The 16,146-nt window shown below is 64.8% G+C and carries 12 protein-coding genes and 1 tRNA gene; all 13 read right to left on the bottom strand.

Annotated elements, in window-relative coordinates; genetic code table 11:
* Positions 1 to 188: 188 nt before the first annotated feature.
* The 13 genes from radA to murJ all read right to left on the bottom strand — a co-directional run bounded on the left by radA (position 189) and on the right by murJ (position 16,132).
* Entirely contained in the window at positions 189 to 1,580 is a 1,392-nt protein-coding gene (gene radA / locus AC1PLA_RS06560) for a DNA repair protein RadA (RefSeq protein WP_016901522.1), read from the bottom strand.
* 49 nt (positions 1,581 to 1,629) lie between these two features.
* The gene (locus AC1PLA_RS06555; protein ID WP_481105816.1) at positions 1,630 to 1,902 is read right to left on the bottom strand and encodes a hypothetical protein; all 273 of its coding nucleotides are present in this window, start codon (positions 1,900 to 1,902) and stop codon (positions 1,630 to 1,632) included.
* A gap of 76 nt (positions 1,903 to 1,978) precedes the next feature.
* Positions 1,979 to 3,859, bottom strand: coding sequence for a M61 family metallopeptidase (locus AC1PLA_RS06550; protein WP_481105815.1), 1,881 nt, complete (start codon positions 3,857 to 3,859; stop codon positions 1,979 to 1,981).
* Positions 3,860 to 4,039: 180 nt separating this feature from the next.
* Complete coding sequence (gene cyoD, locus AC1PLA_RS06545; RefSeq protein WP_481105814.1) at positions 4,040 to 4,375, bottom strand: cytochrome o ubiquinol oxidase subunit IV; 336 nt, start codon at positions 4,373 to 4,375, stop codon at positions 4,040 to 4,042.
* Positions 4,375 to 5,004, bottom strand: a complete 630-nt coding sequence (gene cyoC / locus AC1PLA_RS06540) for a cytochrome o ubiquinol oxidase subunit III (protein ID WP_006450194.1) — start codon at positions 5,002 to 5,004, stop codon at positions 4,375 to 4,377. Before cyoC ends, cyoD begins: the two co-directional genes overlap by 1 nt.
* A complete protein-coding gene (cyoB, locus tag AC1PLA_RS06535; protein ID WP_016901525.1) occupies positions 5,001 to 7,001 on the bottom strand; it encodes a cytochrome o ubiquinol oxidase subunit I in 2,001 nt (666 codons plus the stop codon). The genes cyoC and cyoB overlap by 4 nt, the downstream gene beginning before the upstream one ends.
* Entirely contained in the window at positions 7,001 to 7,936 is a 936-nt protein-coding gene (gene cyoA, locus AC1PLA_RS06530) for a ubiquinol oxidase subunit II (RefSeq protein WP_024940071.1), read from the bottom strand. Before cyoA ends, cyoB begins: the two co-directional genes overlap by 1 nt.
* 358 nt (positions 7,937 to 8,294) lie before the next feature.
* A tRNA-Thr gene (locus AC1PLA_RS06525) sits at positions 8,295 to 8,370 on the bottom strand.
* A 179-nt stretch (positions 8,371 to 8,549) separates the two neighbouring features.
* Positions 8,550 to 9,500, bottom strand: coding sequence for a 4-hydroxy-3-methylbut-2-enyl diphosphate reductase (gene ispH, locus AC1PLA_RS06520; RefSeq protein WP_104563214.1), 951 nt, complete (start codon positions 9,498 to 9,500; stop codon positions 8,550 to 8,552).
* A 77-nt stretch (positions 9,501 to 9,577) separates the two neighbouring features.
* Positions 9,578 to 10,090, bottom strand: coding sequence for a signal peptidase II (lspA, locus tag AC1PLA_RS06515; RefSeq protein ID WP_211914960.1), 513 nt, complete (start codon positions 10,088 to 10,090; stop codon positions 9,578 to 9,580).
* Between the two features lie 321 nt (positions 10,091 to 10,411).
* Positions 10,412 to 13,243, bottom strand: coding sequence for an isoleucine--tRNA ligase (gene ileS, locus AC1PLA_RS06510; protein ID WP_481105813.1), 2,832 nt, complete (start codon positions 13,241 to 13,243; stop codon positions 10,412 to 10,414).
* 6 nt (positions 13,244 to 13,249) lie between these two features.
* Positions 13,250 to 14,320, bottom strand: a complete 1,071-nt coding sequence (locus AC1PLA_RS06505) for a bifunctional riboflavin kinase/FAD synthetase (RefSeq protein WP_481105812.1) — start codon at positions 14,318 to 14,320, stop codon at positions 13,250 to 13,252.
* A 219-nt stretch (positions 14,321 to 14,539) separates the two neighbouring features.
* Positions 14,540 to 16,132 (bottom strand): murein biosynthesis integral membrane protein MurJ, encoded by a 1,593-nt coding sequence (gene murJ, locus AC1PLA_RS06500; protein ID WP_126968785.1) that lies wholly within the window; start codon positions 16,130 to 16,132, stop codon positions 14,540 to 14,542.
* Positions 16,133 to 16,146: the final 14 nt, after the last annotated feature.

Here is a 16,146-nt window from a genome sequence, read left to right as displayed (position 1 = left end):
AATGGCAGATAGCGACCTGCTGGCCGACGGACGGTCAGCGGAGCTGGCGGCGGCCAGCCCGAAACTTCATTGATGTCATTCCGGCATGGCGCAGGCGGCCATACCGCCCACTGCGCGGGGGTGCGGGGTCAGCTCATCGCGTGCAGAGCGACGCCTGTGCCGACAGTCGCCCCCCTGCTGCGCCGGCATCACTCGGCCGCCGCTTCCAGTGCCTGGCTCAGCCGCTCCACCGCAACGATCTCCATGCCCTTGATGCTGGTGGTCTTGGGCGCGTTGGCCTTGGGCACGATGGCGCGCTTGAAGCCGTGGGTGGCGGCCTCTTTCAGACGGTCCTCGCCGTTGGGCACCGGCCGGATCTCGCCGGACAGCCCCACTTCGCCAAAGGCGATGGTCTTCTCGGACAGCGGCCGGTCGCGCAGCGAGGACAACACCGCCAGCAGCACCGGCAGGTCGGCGGCGGTTTCCTGCACACGGATGCCGCCGACCACGTTGACGAACACGTCCTGGTCGCCCACCACGATGCCGCCGTGGCGGTGCAGCACCGCCAGCAGCATCGCCAGCCGGTTCTGCTCCAGACCCACCGCCACGCGCCGCGGATTGGACAGCGGCGAGGCGTCCACCAGCGCCTGCACCTCCACCATCAGCGGACGGGTACCTTCGCGGGTGACCATCACGCAGCTGCCCGGTTGCTGGGTGCTGCCGCCGGACAGGAAGATCGCCGACGGATTGGAGACCTCCTTGAGGCCCTTCTCGCCCATCGCGAACACGCCCAGCTCGTTGACCGCACCGAAGCGGTTCTTGAACGCGCGCAACAGCCGGAACCGGCTGCCGCTCTCGCCTTCGAAGTACAGCACCGCATCGACCATATGCTCGAGCACGCGCGGGCCGGCGATGCCGCCTTCCTTGGTCACATGGCCGACCAGGAACACTGCGGTGCCGGTCTCCTTGGCATAGCGCACCAGCCGCGCCGCGCTCTCGCGTACCTGGCTGACCGAGCCAGGCGCTGCGGTCAGCGATTCGGTCCACAGCGTCTGTACCGAGTCGGCCACGATCAGCTTCGGCCGCGCCACGCTGGCATGCTGCAGGATGTTTTCGATGCCGGTTTCGGCCAGCGCGTTCAGGCCCTCCAACGGCAGATCCAGCCGCACTGCGCGCCCGGCCACCTGCGCCAGCGATTCCTCGCCGGTGACGTACAGCACCGGCAGCGTGCTGGCCATGCTCGCCAGTGCCTGCAGCAACAGCGTCGACTTGCCAATACCGGGGTCGCCACCGATCAGCACCACCGCGCCTTCGACCAGGCCGCCGCCCAGCACCCGATCGAACTCACCAATGCCGGTGGACACACGCGCCTGCTCGGACTGCTGCACGTCCTTGAGCGCGGTGATCTTGGGTGCCTCGGCCTTGCCGGCCCAGCCGCTACGCCGCGATGCCGCAGGCGAGGCCTTGCCACCGGGCGTGGCGCTTTCGAGCACGATCTCGCTGAGCGTGTTCCACACCCCGCACTCGGTGCATTGCCCCTGCCACTTATTGTATTCGGCGCCGCACTCGCCGCAGACATAGGCCGTTTTCGCCTTCGCCATCGTCAGTTAACCAATCACTTCTGGAGCGACAGGATAGTCGGCGTCGGTCTCAGGATGCGCGACGCTGGCTGGGGATTCGGGATTCGGGATTCGGGATTCGGGATTCGGGATTCCGGATTCCGGATTCCGGAATCGGGAATCGGGAATCGGGAATCGGGAATCGGGAAGGCTGCGGCGTTGCTGAAATGGATGCAACCGCGCATTCCTGCTGCTGCGTTTTCACTTGGACATCTATGGCGCCGAGTGTTTTGGTTGGCGCGATGTCTTTTGATCGGTCGGCACCGGCATCGGTACCGACCAGAAACAGCGTACGGAGCTGCATGATCGATCGCAATCGGTCATGCAGCTCCAGTTCTTGCCATTGCCCGCTTCAACGGCTGCGAGCGGGCGGCTGCCACTCAGCGCGGCTTGTACAACTCGCTCAGGCGATCCGGCTTGCCGGGGATGCGTTCCAGATGCGGATACAGCAGGCCGCCGTGGTAATCGATGCGCACGGTGTCGTAGCGGTCCAGGCGCTTGACCAGCAGTTCGATCGGCGCGGTGGTGCCCTTGGCCGCCTTGATCGCGTCCTTGATCACCTCACTGCTGAAGGCGCGGCCGTTGACCGCCACGATGGTGTTGCCGGCGATCAGGCCGACATTGAAGGCCGGGCCGTCCCACAGCACATCGCCGATATCGCCAGAGGCTTTCAGGGACACGCCAAGCGAATAGGTCAGGCTGGCGTCCTTGTCGTCGCTCTCGTCGGCCTTGGTGGCCAGGTTCGGCTCCTCGTTGTAGACCAGCTTCCAGCCGTTGGCTTCGATGCCACCGTTCAAGGAACCATGCCCGTCCATGCGGCTGCGCAACAGGCTCGCCCAGTCGTAAGCGGCGATGCCATTGAGCGTGGCGACGATGTCGTCGAAGGTGTACGGGTTGACGTCCCAGTCGCCGTTCTTCATGCCGAAGAAGGCCTTGCCGAAATCGTCGATGGAGCGCTTGTTGTTGGTCAGCGCGCGCAGCTTGCTGTCCACTTCCAGCCACATCATCTGGCCGCCGGAGTAATAGTCTTCGGCCATCTGATAGCTACGGTAGGCCTTGGGCCGGCGCATCGACATGGTCGGGTCGTTGGTGGTGTCCTGCACGGTGCGCCAGGCCATGCCTGGACGACCGCGCTCGTAGTTCGCCGCCACGCCGGCCAGCATCTCGCGCGCCTGGTCCTGCGTCCACAGGCCCGAACGCGCAGCCATCACTTCGCCCCAGAACTGGGTCTGGCCTTCGTACAGCCACAGCAGGCTGTCACCCATCGGCACGTTGAAGTTGGGCGTGGCCAGGTCGACACCACGGCGGTACTTGCCGTTCCAGGAATGGTTGAACTCGTGCGCGAGCAGATCGCGACCGGTCCAGCTCTTGTCCCACTCGGTGAAGTAGGTCGGCACGCCGCTGTTTTCGCTGGAGCGATGGTGCTCCAGGCCGATGCCACCCAACTTCTTGGTCAGCGCCAGCAGGAATTCGTAGTGGTCGAAATGCCGCGCGCCGTAGAGCTTGTCCATCTGCTGCACCAGCGATGCATGCGCCTTGATCTGCTCGGGCTTGGCCTCCAGCGACTTGGCTTCGTCGGCGAACACGTTGAGGTAGACCGGCTGCTTGCCGCCGCTCAGCTCCACGCGCTTGTAGTACTTGCCGGCAAACATCGGCGAGTCGACCAGATCGTCGAAGTCGATCGGCTTGAAGGTCACCGTGTCGCCAACCCGGCGGTCGGTCTCCAGCGCCGTGGCATAGCTCCAGCCGGCTGGCAAGGTGACGCTGGCCTGGGCCTTGATGTTGCGTGCGAAGACGCCGGCCGGATACAGCGCCGTGGTGTTCCACTGCAGGTTGAGCATCTCCGGGGTCATCATCACCCGGCCCTGGTTGGGGGCTTGCGGCGAGAGGAACTTGAACTCGGCCACTAGCTCGCTGGCGCCCTGCGGCACGTCCACGGTGAAGGCATACACATCGAACTGGTCGCGCTTCCACGGCACCACCTTGCCATCGACCTTGATCACCAGACCGGCGAGCTTGTCGATCGGCCCGGTCGGCGAGTGATTGCCGGGAATCCACTGCGGATACAGCAGCGTCATCGGGCCCGGCCGGGCCGGCATGGTGGTTTTGACCTTGAAGATGCGATGGGCCAGATCGGTGGCATCGACGTCGATCTTCAAGGTGCCGTCGAACGGCACGTCCTGCGGCGCGGCAGTTTGTGCGGCCGCAGGCAACGACAGTGCCGCCAGCAACGACACGGACAACAAGGTGGGGATCTTCATCGCAACTCCGCAGGGACCTGGAACAGGCAAGCCCACGATGCTAAGCGCCTGCCCGCGCTTCCCCGTATGCCATAGGTCATGCTGCGCAGCGATTCACACACAAAAAAACCGCCGGTGACCCGGCGGCTTTTTGTCCAGCATGCTTCGATCCGGCGTGCCGTGATCCGGCACAGCACCGTCTCAATGCATCATGTTGACGTTCATGTTGTGCAGCACCCACAGCGAACCGACGATCACGATGCCGATGATCAGCAGCGAGAACAGGCCCACCTGCACGTTGGAGCGCTGCTCGGGCGAGCGATCCATGTGCAGGAAGTACACCATGTGCACCAGCATCTGCACTGCGGCCATCAGCGAGATCACGATGACGATGACGCCCTTGGAGAACGCCCCGCTCATCACCATCGCAAACGGGATGACGGTGAGGATCACGGCCATCACAAAGCCGATCAGGTAGGACTTCAGGCCGCCGGCATGTGCATCGGCAGCGGTTTCATGCGCGTGGTGATTGGCCATTACAGCGCTCCCAGCAGGTAGACGACGGTGAACACACCGATCCAGATGATGTCCAGGAAATGCCAGAACAGGCTCAGGCAGGCCAGACGCGTGCTATTGCGCGGGGTCAGGCCGTTCTTGGAGATCTGGATCACCAGCACTGCCATCCACAACAGACCGGAGGCCACGTGCAGGCCGTGCGTGCCCACCAGGGTGAAGAAGGCCGACAGGAACGCGCTGCGCCCCGGACCCGCACCTTCATGGATCAGGTGGTTGAACTCCCACACTTCCATGCACAGAAAGCCAATACCCAGCAGTGCGGTGACGCCCAGCCAGGCGTACAGCCCGGTCATGCTGCGCTTGTGCGCGGAGATCATCGCAACGCCGAAGCTCAGGCTGCTGAACAACAGCAGGAAGGTTTCCACCAGCACGAACTTCAGGTCGAACAGCTCCTTGGCGGTCGGTCCGTCCACCGTGGCGCCCGAGAGCACCGCATAGGTGGCGAACAGGCCGGCGAACAACAGGCAGTCGCTCATCAGGTAGACCCAGAACCCGAAGACGGTGTTGCCACCGGCGTCGTGATGTTCGTGGTCGTCGTGGCCGCCCGCGTGGGCGGCGTGGTCAAGCGTGGTCGAGGAAGACATGGTCATACCACCTTCGCGGCCTGCGCCGCATGTTGCTGTTCGAGCAGGGCAAAGCGCGCGTTTTCGATGCGCTCCACTTCGTCGGCCGGCACCCAGTAATCGATGTCGTCATCGAAGGTGCGCGCAATGAAGCTGCCGATCATGCCGACCAGGCCGATGATGGCCAACCACCAGATGTGCCAGATCAGACCGAAGCCCATCAGCACACTGAAGGCACCGATATACACGCCTGCCCCGGTATTGCGCGGCATGTGGATCGCTTCGTACTTGGACGGACGCACCCAGCCCTTGCCGTTCTGCTTGTCGGCCCAGAACTGATCGCGGTCGTCGATGTGCGGCAGCACGGCGAAGTTGTAGAACGGCGGCGGCGAGGAGGTGGCCCACTCCAGCGTACGGCCATCCCACGGATCGCCCGTGTAGTCCATGTGCTCCTTGCGCTTCCACACGCTGTAACCGATCTGCACCAGGTTCAGGAAAATACCCAGGCCGATGATCGCAGCACCGGCCGCAGCGACGTACAGCCACGGCGCCCACTCGGGGTGGTTGTAGGTATTCATGCGACGGGTCATGCCCATGAAGCCGAGCACGTACAGCGGCATGAAGGCCACGAAGAAGCCGATGATCCAGCACCAGAACGAGGCCTTGCCGATCTTCTCGTTGAGCTTGAAGCCGAACGCCTTCGGAAACCAGTAGGTCAGGCCGGCCAGGTAGCCGAACACCACGCCGCCGATGATCACGTTATGGAAGTGCGCGATCAGGAACAGGCTGTTGTGCAGCACGAAGTCCACGGCCGGGATCGCCAGCATCACGCCGGTCATGCCGCCGATGGTGAAGGTGATGATGAAGCCGATCGTCCACAGCACCGGCGAGGTCATGTGCACACGACCGCGGAACATGGTGAACAGCCAGTTGAAGATCTTCACGCCGGTCGGGATCGAGATGATCATCGTCGTGATGCCGAAGAAGGCATTGACGTTGGCACCCGAGCCCATGGTGAAGAAGTGATGCAACCACACCACGAACGACAGCACGCCGATGCACGAGGTGGCGTAGACCATCGAGGTGTAGCCGAACAGGCGCTTGCGGCTGTAGGTCGCGATCAGCTCGGAGAAGATGCCGAACGCCGGCAGGATCAGGATATAGACTTCCGGGTGACCCCAGATCCAGATCAGGTTGACGTACATCATGGCGTTGCCGCCACCGTCGTTGGTGAAGAAGTGCGTGCCCAGGTAACGGTCGGCACCCAGCAGCGCCAGCGCCACGGTCAGGATCGGGAATGCGGCGATGATCAGAATGTTGGTGATCAGCGCGGTCCAGGTGAAGATCGGCATGCGCATCAGAGTCATGCCCGGTGCGCGCATCCGCATGATCGTCACGAAGAAGTTGATGCCGGTCAACAGGGTGCCCAGGCCTGAGACCTGCAACGCCCAGATGTAGTAGTCGACACCGACCCCCGGACTGTATTCCAGCCCCGACAACGGCGGGTAGGCCAGCCAGCCGGTCTGCGCGAATTCGCCGACACCCAGCGAGATGTTGATCAGCGCCGCACCGGCCACGAACAGCCAGAAGCTCAGCGAGTTCAGGAACGGGAACGCCACGTCGCGTGCGCCGATCTGCAGCGGCACGATCAGGTTCAACAGGCCAGTCATGAACGGCATGGCCATGAAGAAGATCATGATCACGCCGTGCGCGGTGAAGATCTGGTCGTAGTGGTGCGGCGGCAGCACACCTTCGCCGCCGTTACCCGCCAGCGCCTGCTGGGTGCGCATCATCGCCGCATCGGCGAAGCCGCGCAGCAACATGACCAGCGCCACGATGATGTACATCACACCGATGCGCTTGTGATCCACCGAGGTGAACCACTCGTTCCACAGGTAGCCCCACAGCTTGTACTTGGTGATGGCGCCCGCGATGAGCAGGCCGAGCAGGCCGGCACCACCGAGTGCGACCATGATGATCGGCTCGTGGTACGGAACCGCCTCGATCGTAAGTTTGCCTAGCATCACTTGTCTCCAGAAGTGCACATGGCAACCGGCTCTGCAGCCGCTGCCTGATGGTCGCCATGGCCTTTGTTATGGCCCGGACCATTCATGTATTTGTCGACGAGCGAGCGGAACATGCCGTCCTGCACCGACGAGTAGTAGGTGACCGGATACTGTTCCTTGTCGTTGCGGTTGGCGGCCAGCACCTGGTACTCGGCAGCGTTCAACGCGGTCGGCGATGCCTTGACCTTGGCCACCCACGCATCGAAGCCGGCCTGATCGACCGCATGCGCCTTGAAGCTCATCTTCGAGAAGCCGTGACCGCTGTAGTTGGTCGACAGGCCGAAGTATTCGCCCGGCTCGTTGGCCACCAGGTGCAGCTTGGTTTCCATGCCGGCCATCGCGTAGATCATCGTGCCCAGGTGCGGGATGAAGAACGAGTTCATCACCGTATCGGAGGTGATCTTGAAGTTCAGCGGCGTATGCACCGGGAACGCGATCTCGTTGACCGTGGCGATGTTCTGGTCCGGGTAGATGAACATCCACTTCCAGTCCAACGACACCGCTTCAATGGTGATCGGCTTGACGTCCGAATCCAGCGGCCGGTACGGGTCCAGTGCGTGCGAGGAGCGCCAAGTCAGCACCGCCAGCACCAGGATGATCACGCAGGGGATCGACCACACCACCACTTCGATGGCGGTGGAGTGCGACCAGTCCGGCTCGTAGCGCGCCTTCGTGTTGGACGCGCGGTACTTCCACGCGAACGCAATCGTCATCACGATCACCGGGATGACCACGATCAGCATCAGCACGACCGAGGTGATCAGCAGCTGCTTCTCGTCGTGGCCGATCTGGCCTTTCGGATTGAGAATGGCCGAGTTGCAGCCTGCCAACAGCAGGAACGGCAGCATCAGGCCTGGACGAAGTACACGCCCGAGATGTTTCAACGGAATCATCGGTCGATCCAAGTGCGAAGGAACGCCAGCCTCGTTCGTCGTATCCATGTGGACTCGTCCTGACGGCGCGCTTCCCGGGGGAAGGCGGCCAAGCAGACCGAAGACACGAGTTAGCTCCCTGATTTTAGACTTTGCTGCACCTGCACGAAACCCATCGGCAATGATCTGTCGCAATTAATGCGCGCAAAACTGTGCGACATGTTGTCGCAGCGCTGCGCGGGGCGGCAAAGATGCGGTTGCGGCCATCGATTGCGGCCTGCGTGATGTGCGGCGTATATGGCGGCGCAGCGCGGGGATGTACGTGCATCGGCCCAAAACGCAACTGGGCCGACCAATGGCCGACCCAGTACTGAAGCGATGGTGCCGGAAATAGGAATCGAACCTACGACCTACGCATTACGAATGCGCCGCTCTACCAACTGAGCTATTCCGGCGAGCCGTGAATTGTAGGAGCGGAGCCGGTGCCCGGTCAATCGCCACCAGGCGGCGGACTACGCATCCGGGCCTCAAGCCCGGGGCTGTGGCCTTAGAACGATGGCCACCTGCAACTGCGAAACGCCCGGACCTGCCGCATGCACTCGGCGCTGGCTCAGCCAGCCTGGAGCACCCGCTGTCAGCTGACCAGACGCAACCGCAGTTCCTTGGGCAGTGCGAACACCATCGATTCCGGCTCGCCTTCCAGCTCGGACACACCCTCGGCACCCAGCTCGCGCAACCGCGCCAGCACGCCATCGACCAGCACCTGCGGTGCGGAGGCGCCGGCGGTCAGGCCGATGTGCTGCTTGCCGACGATCCAGGCCGGGTCGATCTCGCCGGCGTTGTCGATCAGGTAGGACTCCACCCCGTCGCGCCGGGCCAGCTCGCTGAGGCGATTGGAATTGGAGCTGTTGGGCGAACCGACCACCAGCACCAGATCGCATTGGCGCGCCAGATCGCGCACCGCATCCTGGCGGTTCTGGGTGGCGTAGCAGATGTCGTCGTGGCGCGGCCCCTGCATCGCCGGGTAGCGCGCACGCAGGGCCTCGATGATGCCCATGGTGTCGTCCACCGACAGCGTGGTCTGGGTGGTGTAGGCAAGGTTCTCCGGCTGGCGGATCTGCAGCGTGGCGACCTGTTCGATATCCTCGACCAGATAGATCGTGCCCGGGCCGCGTTCGCGGCTCCACTGCCCCATCGTGCCTTCCACTTCCGGATGCCCGGCGTGGCCGATCAGCACCACGTCGCGGCCGGCCCGGCAATGCCGCGCCACCTCGAAATGCACCTTGGTCACCAGCGGACAGGTCGCGTCGAACACCTTGAGCCCGCGGCGCTCGGCTTCCTGACGCACCGCCTGCGAGACGCCGTGCGCGCTGAAGATCACCGTGGCATTGTCGGGCACCTCGTCCAGTTCCTCGACGAAGACCGCGCCGCGCTGCTTGAGGTCGTCGACCACAAAACGGTTGTGCACCACTTCATGGCGCACATAGATCGGCGCGCCCAGCGTTTCGATCGCACGCTTGACGATCTCGATCGCGCGGTCGACACCGGCACAGAAACCACGGGGATTGGCGAGCAGGACATCCATGGCGAGCATTCTACGGGAATGGGGAATGGAGGATGGGACCGGGCGGCGCCGGTGCGCCACGACTTCAGCGTCGATTCCTACTTCCGAATCCCCGACTCGCGCTTGCCGGACTTGTCGAACAGACCGAATACCGCGATCCCGATGGCGCCGCCGACGATCGCCGAGTCGGCGATGTTGAACGACGGCCAGGTGTGGCTGCCGATGTACCACTGGATGAAATCGACCACGTGGCCGTGCATCAGGCGGTCGATCACGTTGCCGATCGCCCCGCCGATCACCAGCGCATACGGCAGCGCGCTGCGCCATTCGCTGCGTGCGGTGCGCGACAGCCAGAACGCCAGTAGCCCGCTGATGCCCATCGCCAGCGCGGTGAAGAACCACAACTGCCAGCCGCCGGCATCGCTCAGGAAGCTGAAGGCCGCGCCGGTATTGTAGGTGCGGTACCAGTTCCAGAAACCGTCGATCACCGGCACCGGGGTGTATTCGGGCAGGCTGGACAGCACCCAGGCCTTGCTCCACTGGTCCAGCCCGATCACGAGTGCCGACAGCAGCAACCAGATCAGGGCAGAGGGTTTGGGGCGTTGACTCATGTCGAAAGGTCGCAGTTGGTGGTGACTTCTCCGACGTCGGAGAAGATGCCTGGATGGCGATAAGTAAGGGCGGTGGCAGATGAAGCTGACGAAAGCGGGATGACAGGCAGGCAAGGATGGCATGGGCACCGGAGCCGGCTCCCCTGCCCCGCCGTGCCGCATGCGCCACGCTTCAGCAAGGGACTGCATGCAGCGCCGGGGCACTCGTCATCCGGCACCAGCGCCTGCCCATGATGCCGCGACAGAGGCACACGCCAGCCCGTACGGGGCCTCAATAACGCGCGGCAGGACCTGCCCGCCGCGCGCCTTCACGCAACCCCGTCAGAACCAGCGGCGTTGCTCGCCGGGGCCTTCGATATTGCTGACGCAGCGGCTGCACAGTTCCGGGTGACGCGGATCGCTGCCCACGCTGGCCTGGTGGTGCCAGCAACGCACGCACTTGGCCTTGCTGGTCGGCTGCGCGCTGACGAAGATGTCGTCGGTGCTGGCCGCAGTCACGGTCACGTCGCCACTGATGAACAGAAAGCGCAGTTCCTCGGCCAGCGGCTGCCAGCGCGCGGCGGTTTGCGCATCGGCGGCCACGGTGATCTCCGCTTCCAGCGCCGCGCCGATCGCCCCGTTGGCACGCATCGGCTCCAGCACCTTGGCCACCTGCTCGCGCAAGGCCAGCAGCCTGTCGACATCGGCACTGCTCAGCGCAGCATCGGCCGGCAACGGCGCCAGGCCGTCGTACCAGGTGGCGAACAACACGTTGTCGACCCGCTTGCCCGGCAGGTAGCCCCACAGTTCCTCGGCGGTAAAGCTCAGCACCGGCGCGATCCAGCGCACGAACGCCTCGGCCACGTGATACATCGCGCTCTGCGCCGAACGGCGGCCGCGTGCATCCTCGGCCATCGTGTACAGGCGGTCCTTGGTCACATCCAGATACAGCGAGCCCAGGTCGACGCTGCAGAAATTCAGCAGGGCCTGCACGATTTCGGCAAAGTCGTAGCGCGCATACGCGGCAGCGATCTTTTCCTGCAGCTCGTGCGCGCGGTGCACGATCCAGCGGTCCAGCAGCACCATGTCGTCCAGTGCCACCAGGTGCTGCAGCGGATCAAAGCCATGCAGGTTGCCGAGCAGGAAGCGCGCGGTATTGCGCAGGCGGCGATACGCATCGGCGTTGCGCTTGAGGATCTCCTGCGACAGCGACATCTCATTGCTGTAATCGGCCGAGGCGATCCACAGGCGCAGGATGTCCGCGCCCAGGGTCTTCATGATGTCCTGCGGCTCGATGCCGTTGCCCAGCGACTTGGACATCTTGCGCCCGTGCTCGTCCACGGTGAAGCCGTGGGTCAGGCACTGCTTGTACGGCGCCGCCTTGTCCATCGCCACGCCGGTCAGCAGCGAGGACTGGAACCAGCCACGGTGCTGGTCGGAGCCTTCCAGGTACAGGTCGGCCGGCTTGGGCAGGCCGCGGTCCACCAGCACCGCTTCATGGGTCACGCCGGAGTCGAACCACACATCCAGGATGTCGGTGATCTTGTCGTAATCGGCGGCCTCATCGCCGAGCAGTTCGGCCGCATCCAGCGTGTACCACACGTCCACGCCGCCCAGTTCCACCCGGTCGGCGACCTGGCGCAGCAACTCGGTGCTGCGCGGATGCGGCTCGCCGGTTTCGCGATGCACGAACAAGGCGATCGGCACGCCCCAGGTGCGCTGGCGCGAGATGGTCCAGTCTGGACGTCCATCGACCATGCCGGCGATACGCGCCTGGCCCCAGGATGGATACCAGTGCACGTTGTCGATGGCCTTGAGCGCATCGGCGCGCAGGTTGGCCTGCTCCATCGAGATGAACCACTGCGGCGTGGCGCGGAACGCGATCGGCGTCTTGTGCCGCCAGCAATGCGGATAACTGTGCTCCATCTTGCTGGCCGCCAGCAACACGCCGGTGTCGCGCAGCGCCTCGATGATGATGTCGTTGGCCTTCCAGATGTGCAGCCCGGCCAGCACGGTGTCGCCCAGCGGCGGCGTCGACGGCAGGTACACGCCGCGCCCGTCCACCGGGTTGATCTGCGCAGCGCCGTAACGCTCGAGCAGGCCGTACTGCTTGGAGACCTGGTAGTCCTCCTGGCCATGGCCCGGTGCGGTATGCACAGCGCCGGTACCGTCCTCGGCCGACACGTGATCGCCCAGCAGCAGCGGAATCTCGCGCTCGGCATAGAACGGGTGGTTTAGCAGCATCTGCTCCAGCGCCGCGCCCTTGGCATGGCCGTGCACCACCACCGTGTCCACGCCATAGCGCGCCAGCGCCTTGCCGGCCAGGGCCTCGGCGATCACCAGCCAGCGCGGCTGGCCGCGATCGGCCGGGCCTTCGACCAGCACGTAGTCCAGTTCCGCGCCCAGGCTCACCGCCAGCGACGCCGGCAGTGTCCACGGGGTGGTGGTCCAGATCGGTACCGCCACGCCCACGCCCGCCGGCAGGCTGGCGCCGAATGCAGCAGCGACAGCCGCCGGATCGCGCGCCGGATAGGCGATATCCACCGTCGGCGACACCTTGTCGGCGTATTCGATCTCGGCCTCGGCCAGCGCCGAGCCGCAATCGAAGCACCAGTGCACCGGCTTCACGCCACGGGTCAGATGGCCATTGTCGACCACCTTGGCCAGCGCGCGGATCTCGTTGGCTTCGAAGCGGAAATCCAGCGTCTTGTACGGGTTGTCCCAATCGCCGATCACGCCCAGGCGTTTGAAATCGCGGCGCTGCAGATCGATCTGCTCGGTGGCGTATTCGCGGCACTTCTGGCGAAACTCGGCTGCGTCGAGCTTGACGCCGACCTTGCCGTACTTTTTCTCGATCGCGATCTCGATCGGCAGGCCGTGGCAATCCCAGCCAGGGATGTAGGGCGCATCGAAGCCAGCCAGGTACTTCGACTTGACGATGATGTCCTTGAGGATCTTGTTGACCGCATGGCCCAGATGGATCTGGCCATTGGCATACGGCGGGCCGTCGTGCAGCACGAACAGCGGGCGCCCTGCCGCATTGGCGCGCAGTTGCGTGTACAGCCCCTCGCGCTCCCAGCGGTCCAGCATCGCCGGCTCGCGCTTGGGCAGGTCGCCGCGCATCGGGAATTCCGTCGCGGGCAGATGGAGAGTGGCTTTGTAGTCTTGGGTCACAGGTCTCTACCGTTGCGCTGGATTTTTCGATAAGTCCGCACATGGATGTGCGGGCTCTTGCGAGGGACTCGCATCATAGGTCGGCTCCTGCGAGGGACTCGCATCATAGGCGGGCTGTTGCGAGGAACTCGCATGTGTTGCAGAAACTGCGTGCCTGTCCAACACCGCACGCGCCTGCTCGGCATCACGATGCATCTGCACCGTCAGCGCGTCCAGGCCATCGAACTTCTCTTCGTCGCGCAGCTTGGCAACGAATTCGACCTCGATATGCCGGCCATACAGATCGCCCTGAAAATCGAACAGATGCGCTTCCAGCAGCGGCTCCACGCCGGCCACGGTCGGGCGTGTGCCAAAGCTCGAGACCGACGGCCACGGCCGCTCGGCCACGCCATGCACCCAGGTCGCGTAAATGCCCAACAGCGCCGGCGTGCGCGGAAAGCGCAGATTGGCAGTGGGGTAGCCCAGGGTGCGGCCAAGCTGCTTGCCGCGCACCACCCGCCCGCCGATGGCATACGGACGGCCAAGCAATTGCCCGGCGTGCGCGAACTCGCCCGCGCCCAGCAGCTCGCGGATGCGCGTGGCCGAGATGCGCTCGCCGTGCAGGTGCACTGGCGCGATTTCGCCCGCCGCAAAGCCGTAGTGCGCACCAAGCGAGCGCAGCAGACCGATATCGCCGCCACGTCGATGGCCGAAACGGAACTCCGGGCCGATCCAGACCTCTTTGGCACACAAACGACCGACCAGGGCCAGGCGCACGAAGTCTTCGGCACTCATCGCCGACAGGCGACCATCGAACCGGATCATGCCCACGCTGTCGGCACCGAAGCCGTGCAGCCCTTCGATCTTGGCGCGGGCCAGGGTCAACCGCGGCGGCGGCGCGGCCGGGGCGAAAAACTCGCGCGGCAACGGCTCGAAGCTCACCGCCACCGCCGGCACCCCGAGCGCGCGCGCGCGCGCGACTGCGTGCTGCACCAATGCCCGATGCCCCAGGTGCAGGCCATCGAAGGCGCCGATGCAGACCACGCTTCCGTGCGGGAACAGCGTCCCGCCCTCGACGTCTCTAAACAGCCTGCTCATTCCTCGATCCAAACAGATGCCGGCCTGCCGGCCGACCCTCGTTGATGCATAACCCGCAAGTATAGCCGTGCCTGTCAATCCGCATGGGCGCGGCCCCGGGCCTGTGCCGCCGCGTCCCGGAAGCGGGCAGACGATTGCGCGCCTTCCCGGCCCGGGATTGACCCCACCCACCGTGCATGACGGCTGGCTCCGCACTTGCTCGGCCAGCTCGGCGAACGACTAGCCCTCGCGCAGATGCCGCGGCCGCAATCCCAGCGCCACTTGCGCCACCAGGTAGGTCGCCCCACCGCTGCCGACCAGCACCGCCAGCCAGCCGATGCGATCCCACTTATCCATCACGGTGAACGATGGCAGCCACCACAGCAGGCTCAACAGCACCGCCACCATCGCCGCGCATGCCAGCAGCAGGCGCACCGCATAGCCAGCCCAACCCGGCCGGCGCTGGTACACGCCGGACTTGCCCAGCCAGTACCACAGCAAAGCCAGGTTGAGATAACTGGACAGCGCGCTGGCAATGCCCAGCGCCAGATGCAGGCCCGGCTGCTTGCCCAGCGCCTGCATCACGCCCTGCGCCTTGAGCTCGGGCGGCACCATGATCTGGTAAACCACTGCCAGCAACGCGAAGTTGAACACCATGTTGGCGATCAACGCCGCCACGCCGGCACGCACCGGGGTGCGGGTGTCCTGGCGGGCGTAGAAGGCCGGCAACAACACCTTGAGCATGGCGTACGCCGGCAGGCCGAAGCTCAGGCCGTAGACCGACATCGCGGTCATGCGCGTATCGAAGGCGGTGAACTGGCGGTACTGGAACAAGGTCGCCACCAGCGGCTCGGCCAGCAGCAGCAAGCCGAGCATCGCCGGCATCGCGATCAGCAGCGTGGTGCGGAACCCCCAGTCCAGCGCGCCGGAGAACGCGCTGCGGTCGGTCTTGACGTGATGGCGCGCCAGCGCCGGCAGGATCACCGTCCCCAGCGCCACCCCGAACACGCCCAGCGGCAGTTCCAGGAACCGGTCGGCCAGCGACAGCCACGACTGCGAGCCGTCGGCCAGCCGTGCGGCGATCACCGTGTCCAGCATCAGGTTGATCTGCGCGATCGACGAACCGAACAGGGTCGGAATCATCAGGGTCAGCACCTTGCGCACGTCCGGGTGCGTCCAGCCCCAGCGCGGCAGCGTCAGCAGGTCGATGCCCTTCAGCGCCGGCAGCTGAAACAGCAATTGCAGCGCACCGGCAACCAGCACCGCCCAGCCCAGCGCCAGGATCGGCACGTCCAGCCGCGGCGCCAGCCACAGCGCGCCAGCGATCATGCACAGGTTGAGGATCACCGGCGTCAGCGCCGGAATCGCAAACCGCTGGAAGCTGTTCAGCGCCCCGCCAGCCAGCGCGGTCAACGAGACGAACAACAGAAACGGAAACGTCAGCCGCAGCAAGTCCACCAGCAGGCCGTATTTATCCGGATCGGTGGCCGCGCCATCGGAAAACACTGACGCCAGCTGCGGGGTGAAGATCAGCCCCAGCGCGGTGATCAGCAGCAACATGCCGCCAAGCGTGCCGGACACCCGCGACATCAGCTCGCGCAGGTCCGAGTGCGGACGGGTCTCCTTGACCTCGGTGAACACCGGCACGAAGGCGGTGGCGAACGAGCCCTCGGCGAATAGCCGCCGCAGGAAATTGGGGATCCGGAACGCCACCCAGAACGCGTCGGTCACCGCATTGGCGCCGAAGGTGGTGGAGATCGCCTGGTCGCGGATCAGGCCCAACACCCGCGACACCATGGTCATACTGCTGAATGAGAGCAGGCCTCTCAACATGCCGGGCTTGCTCA

It is taken from the genome of Xanthomonas sp. NCPPB 1826 (assembly GCF_056725285.1).
The sequence above is the reverse complement of the archived record's forward strand: the minus strand, read 5'-3'. Positions and strand labels throughout refer to the sequence as shown.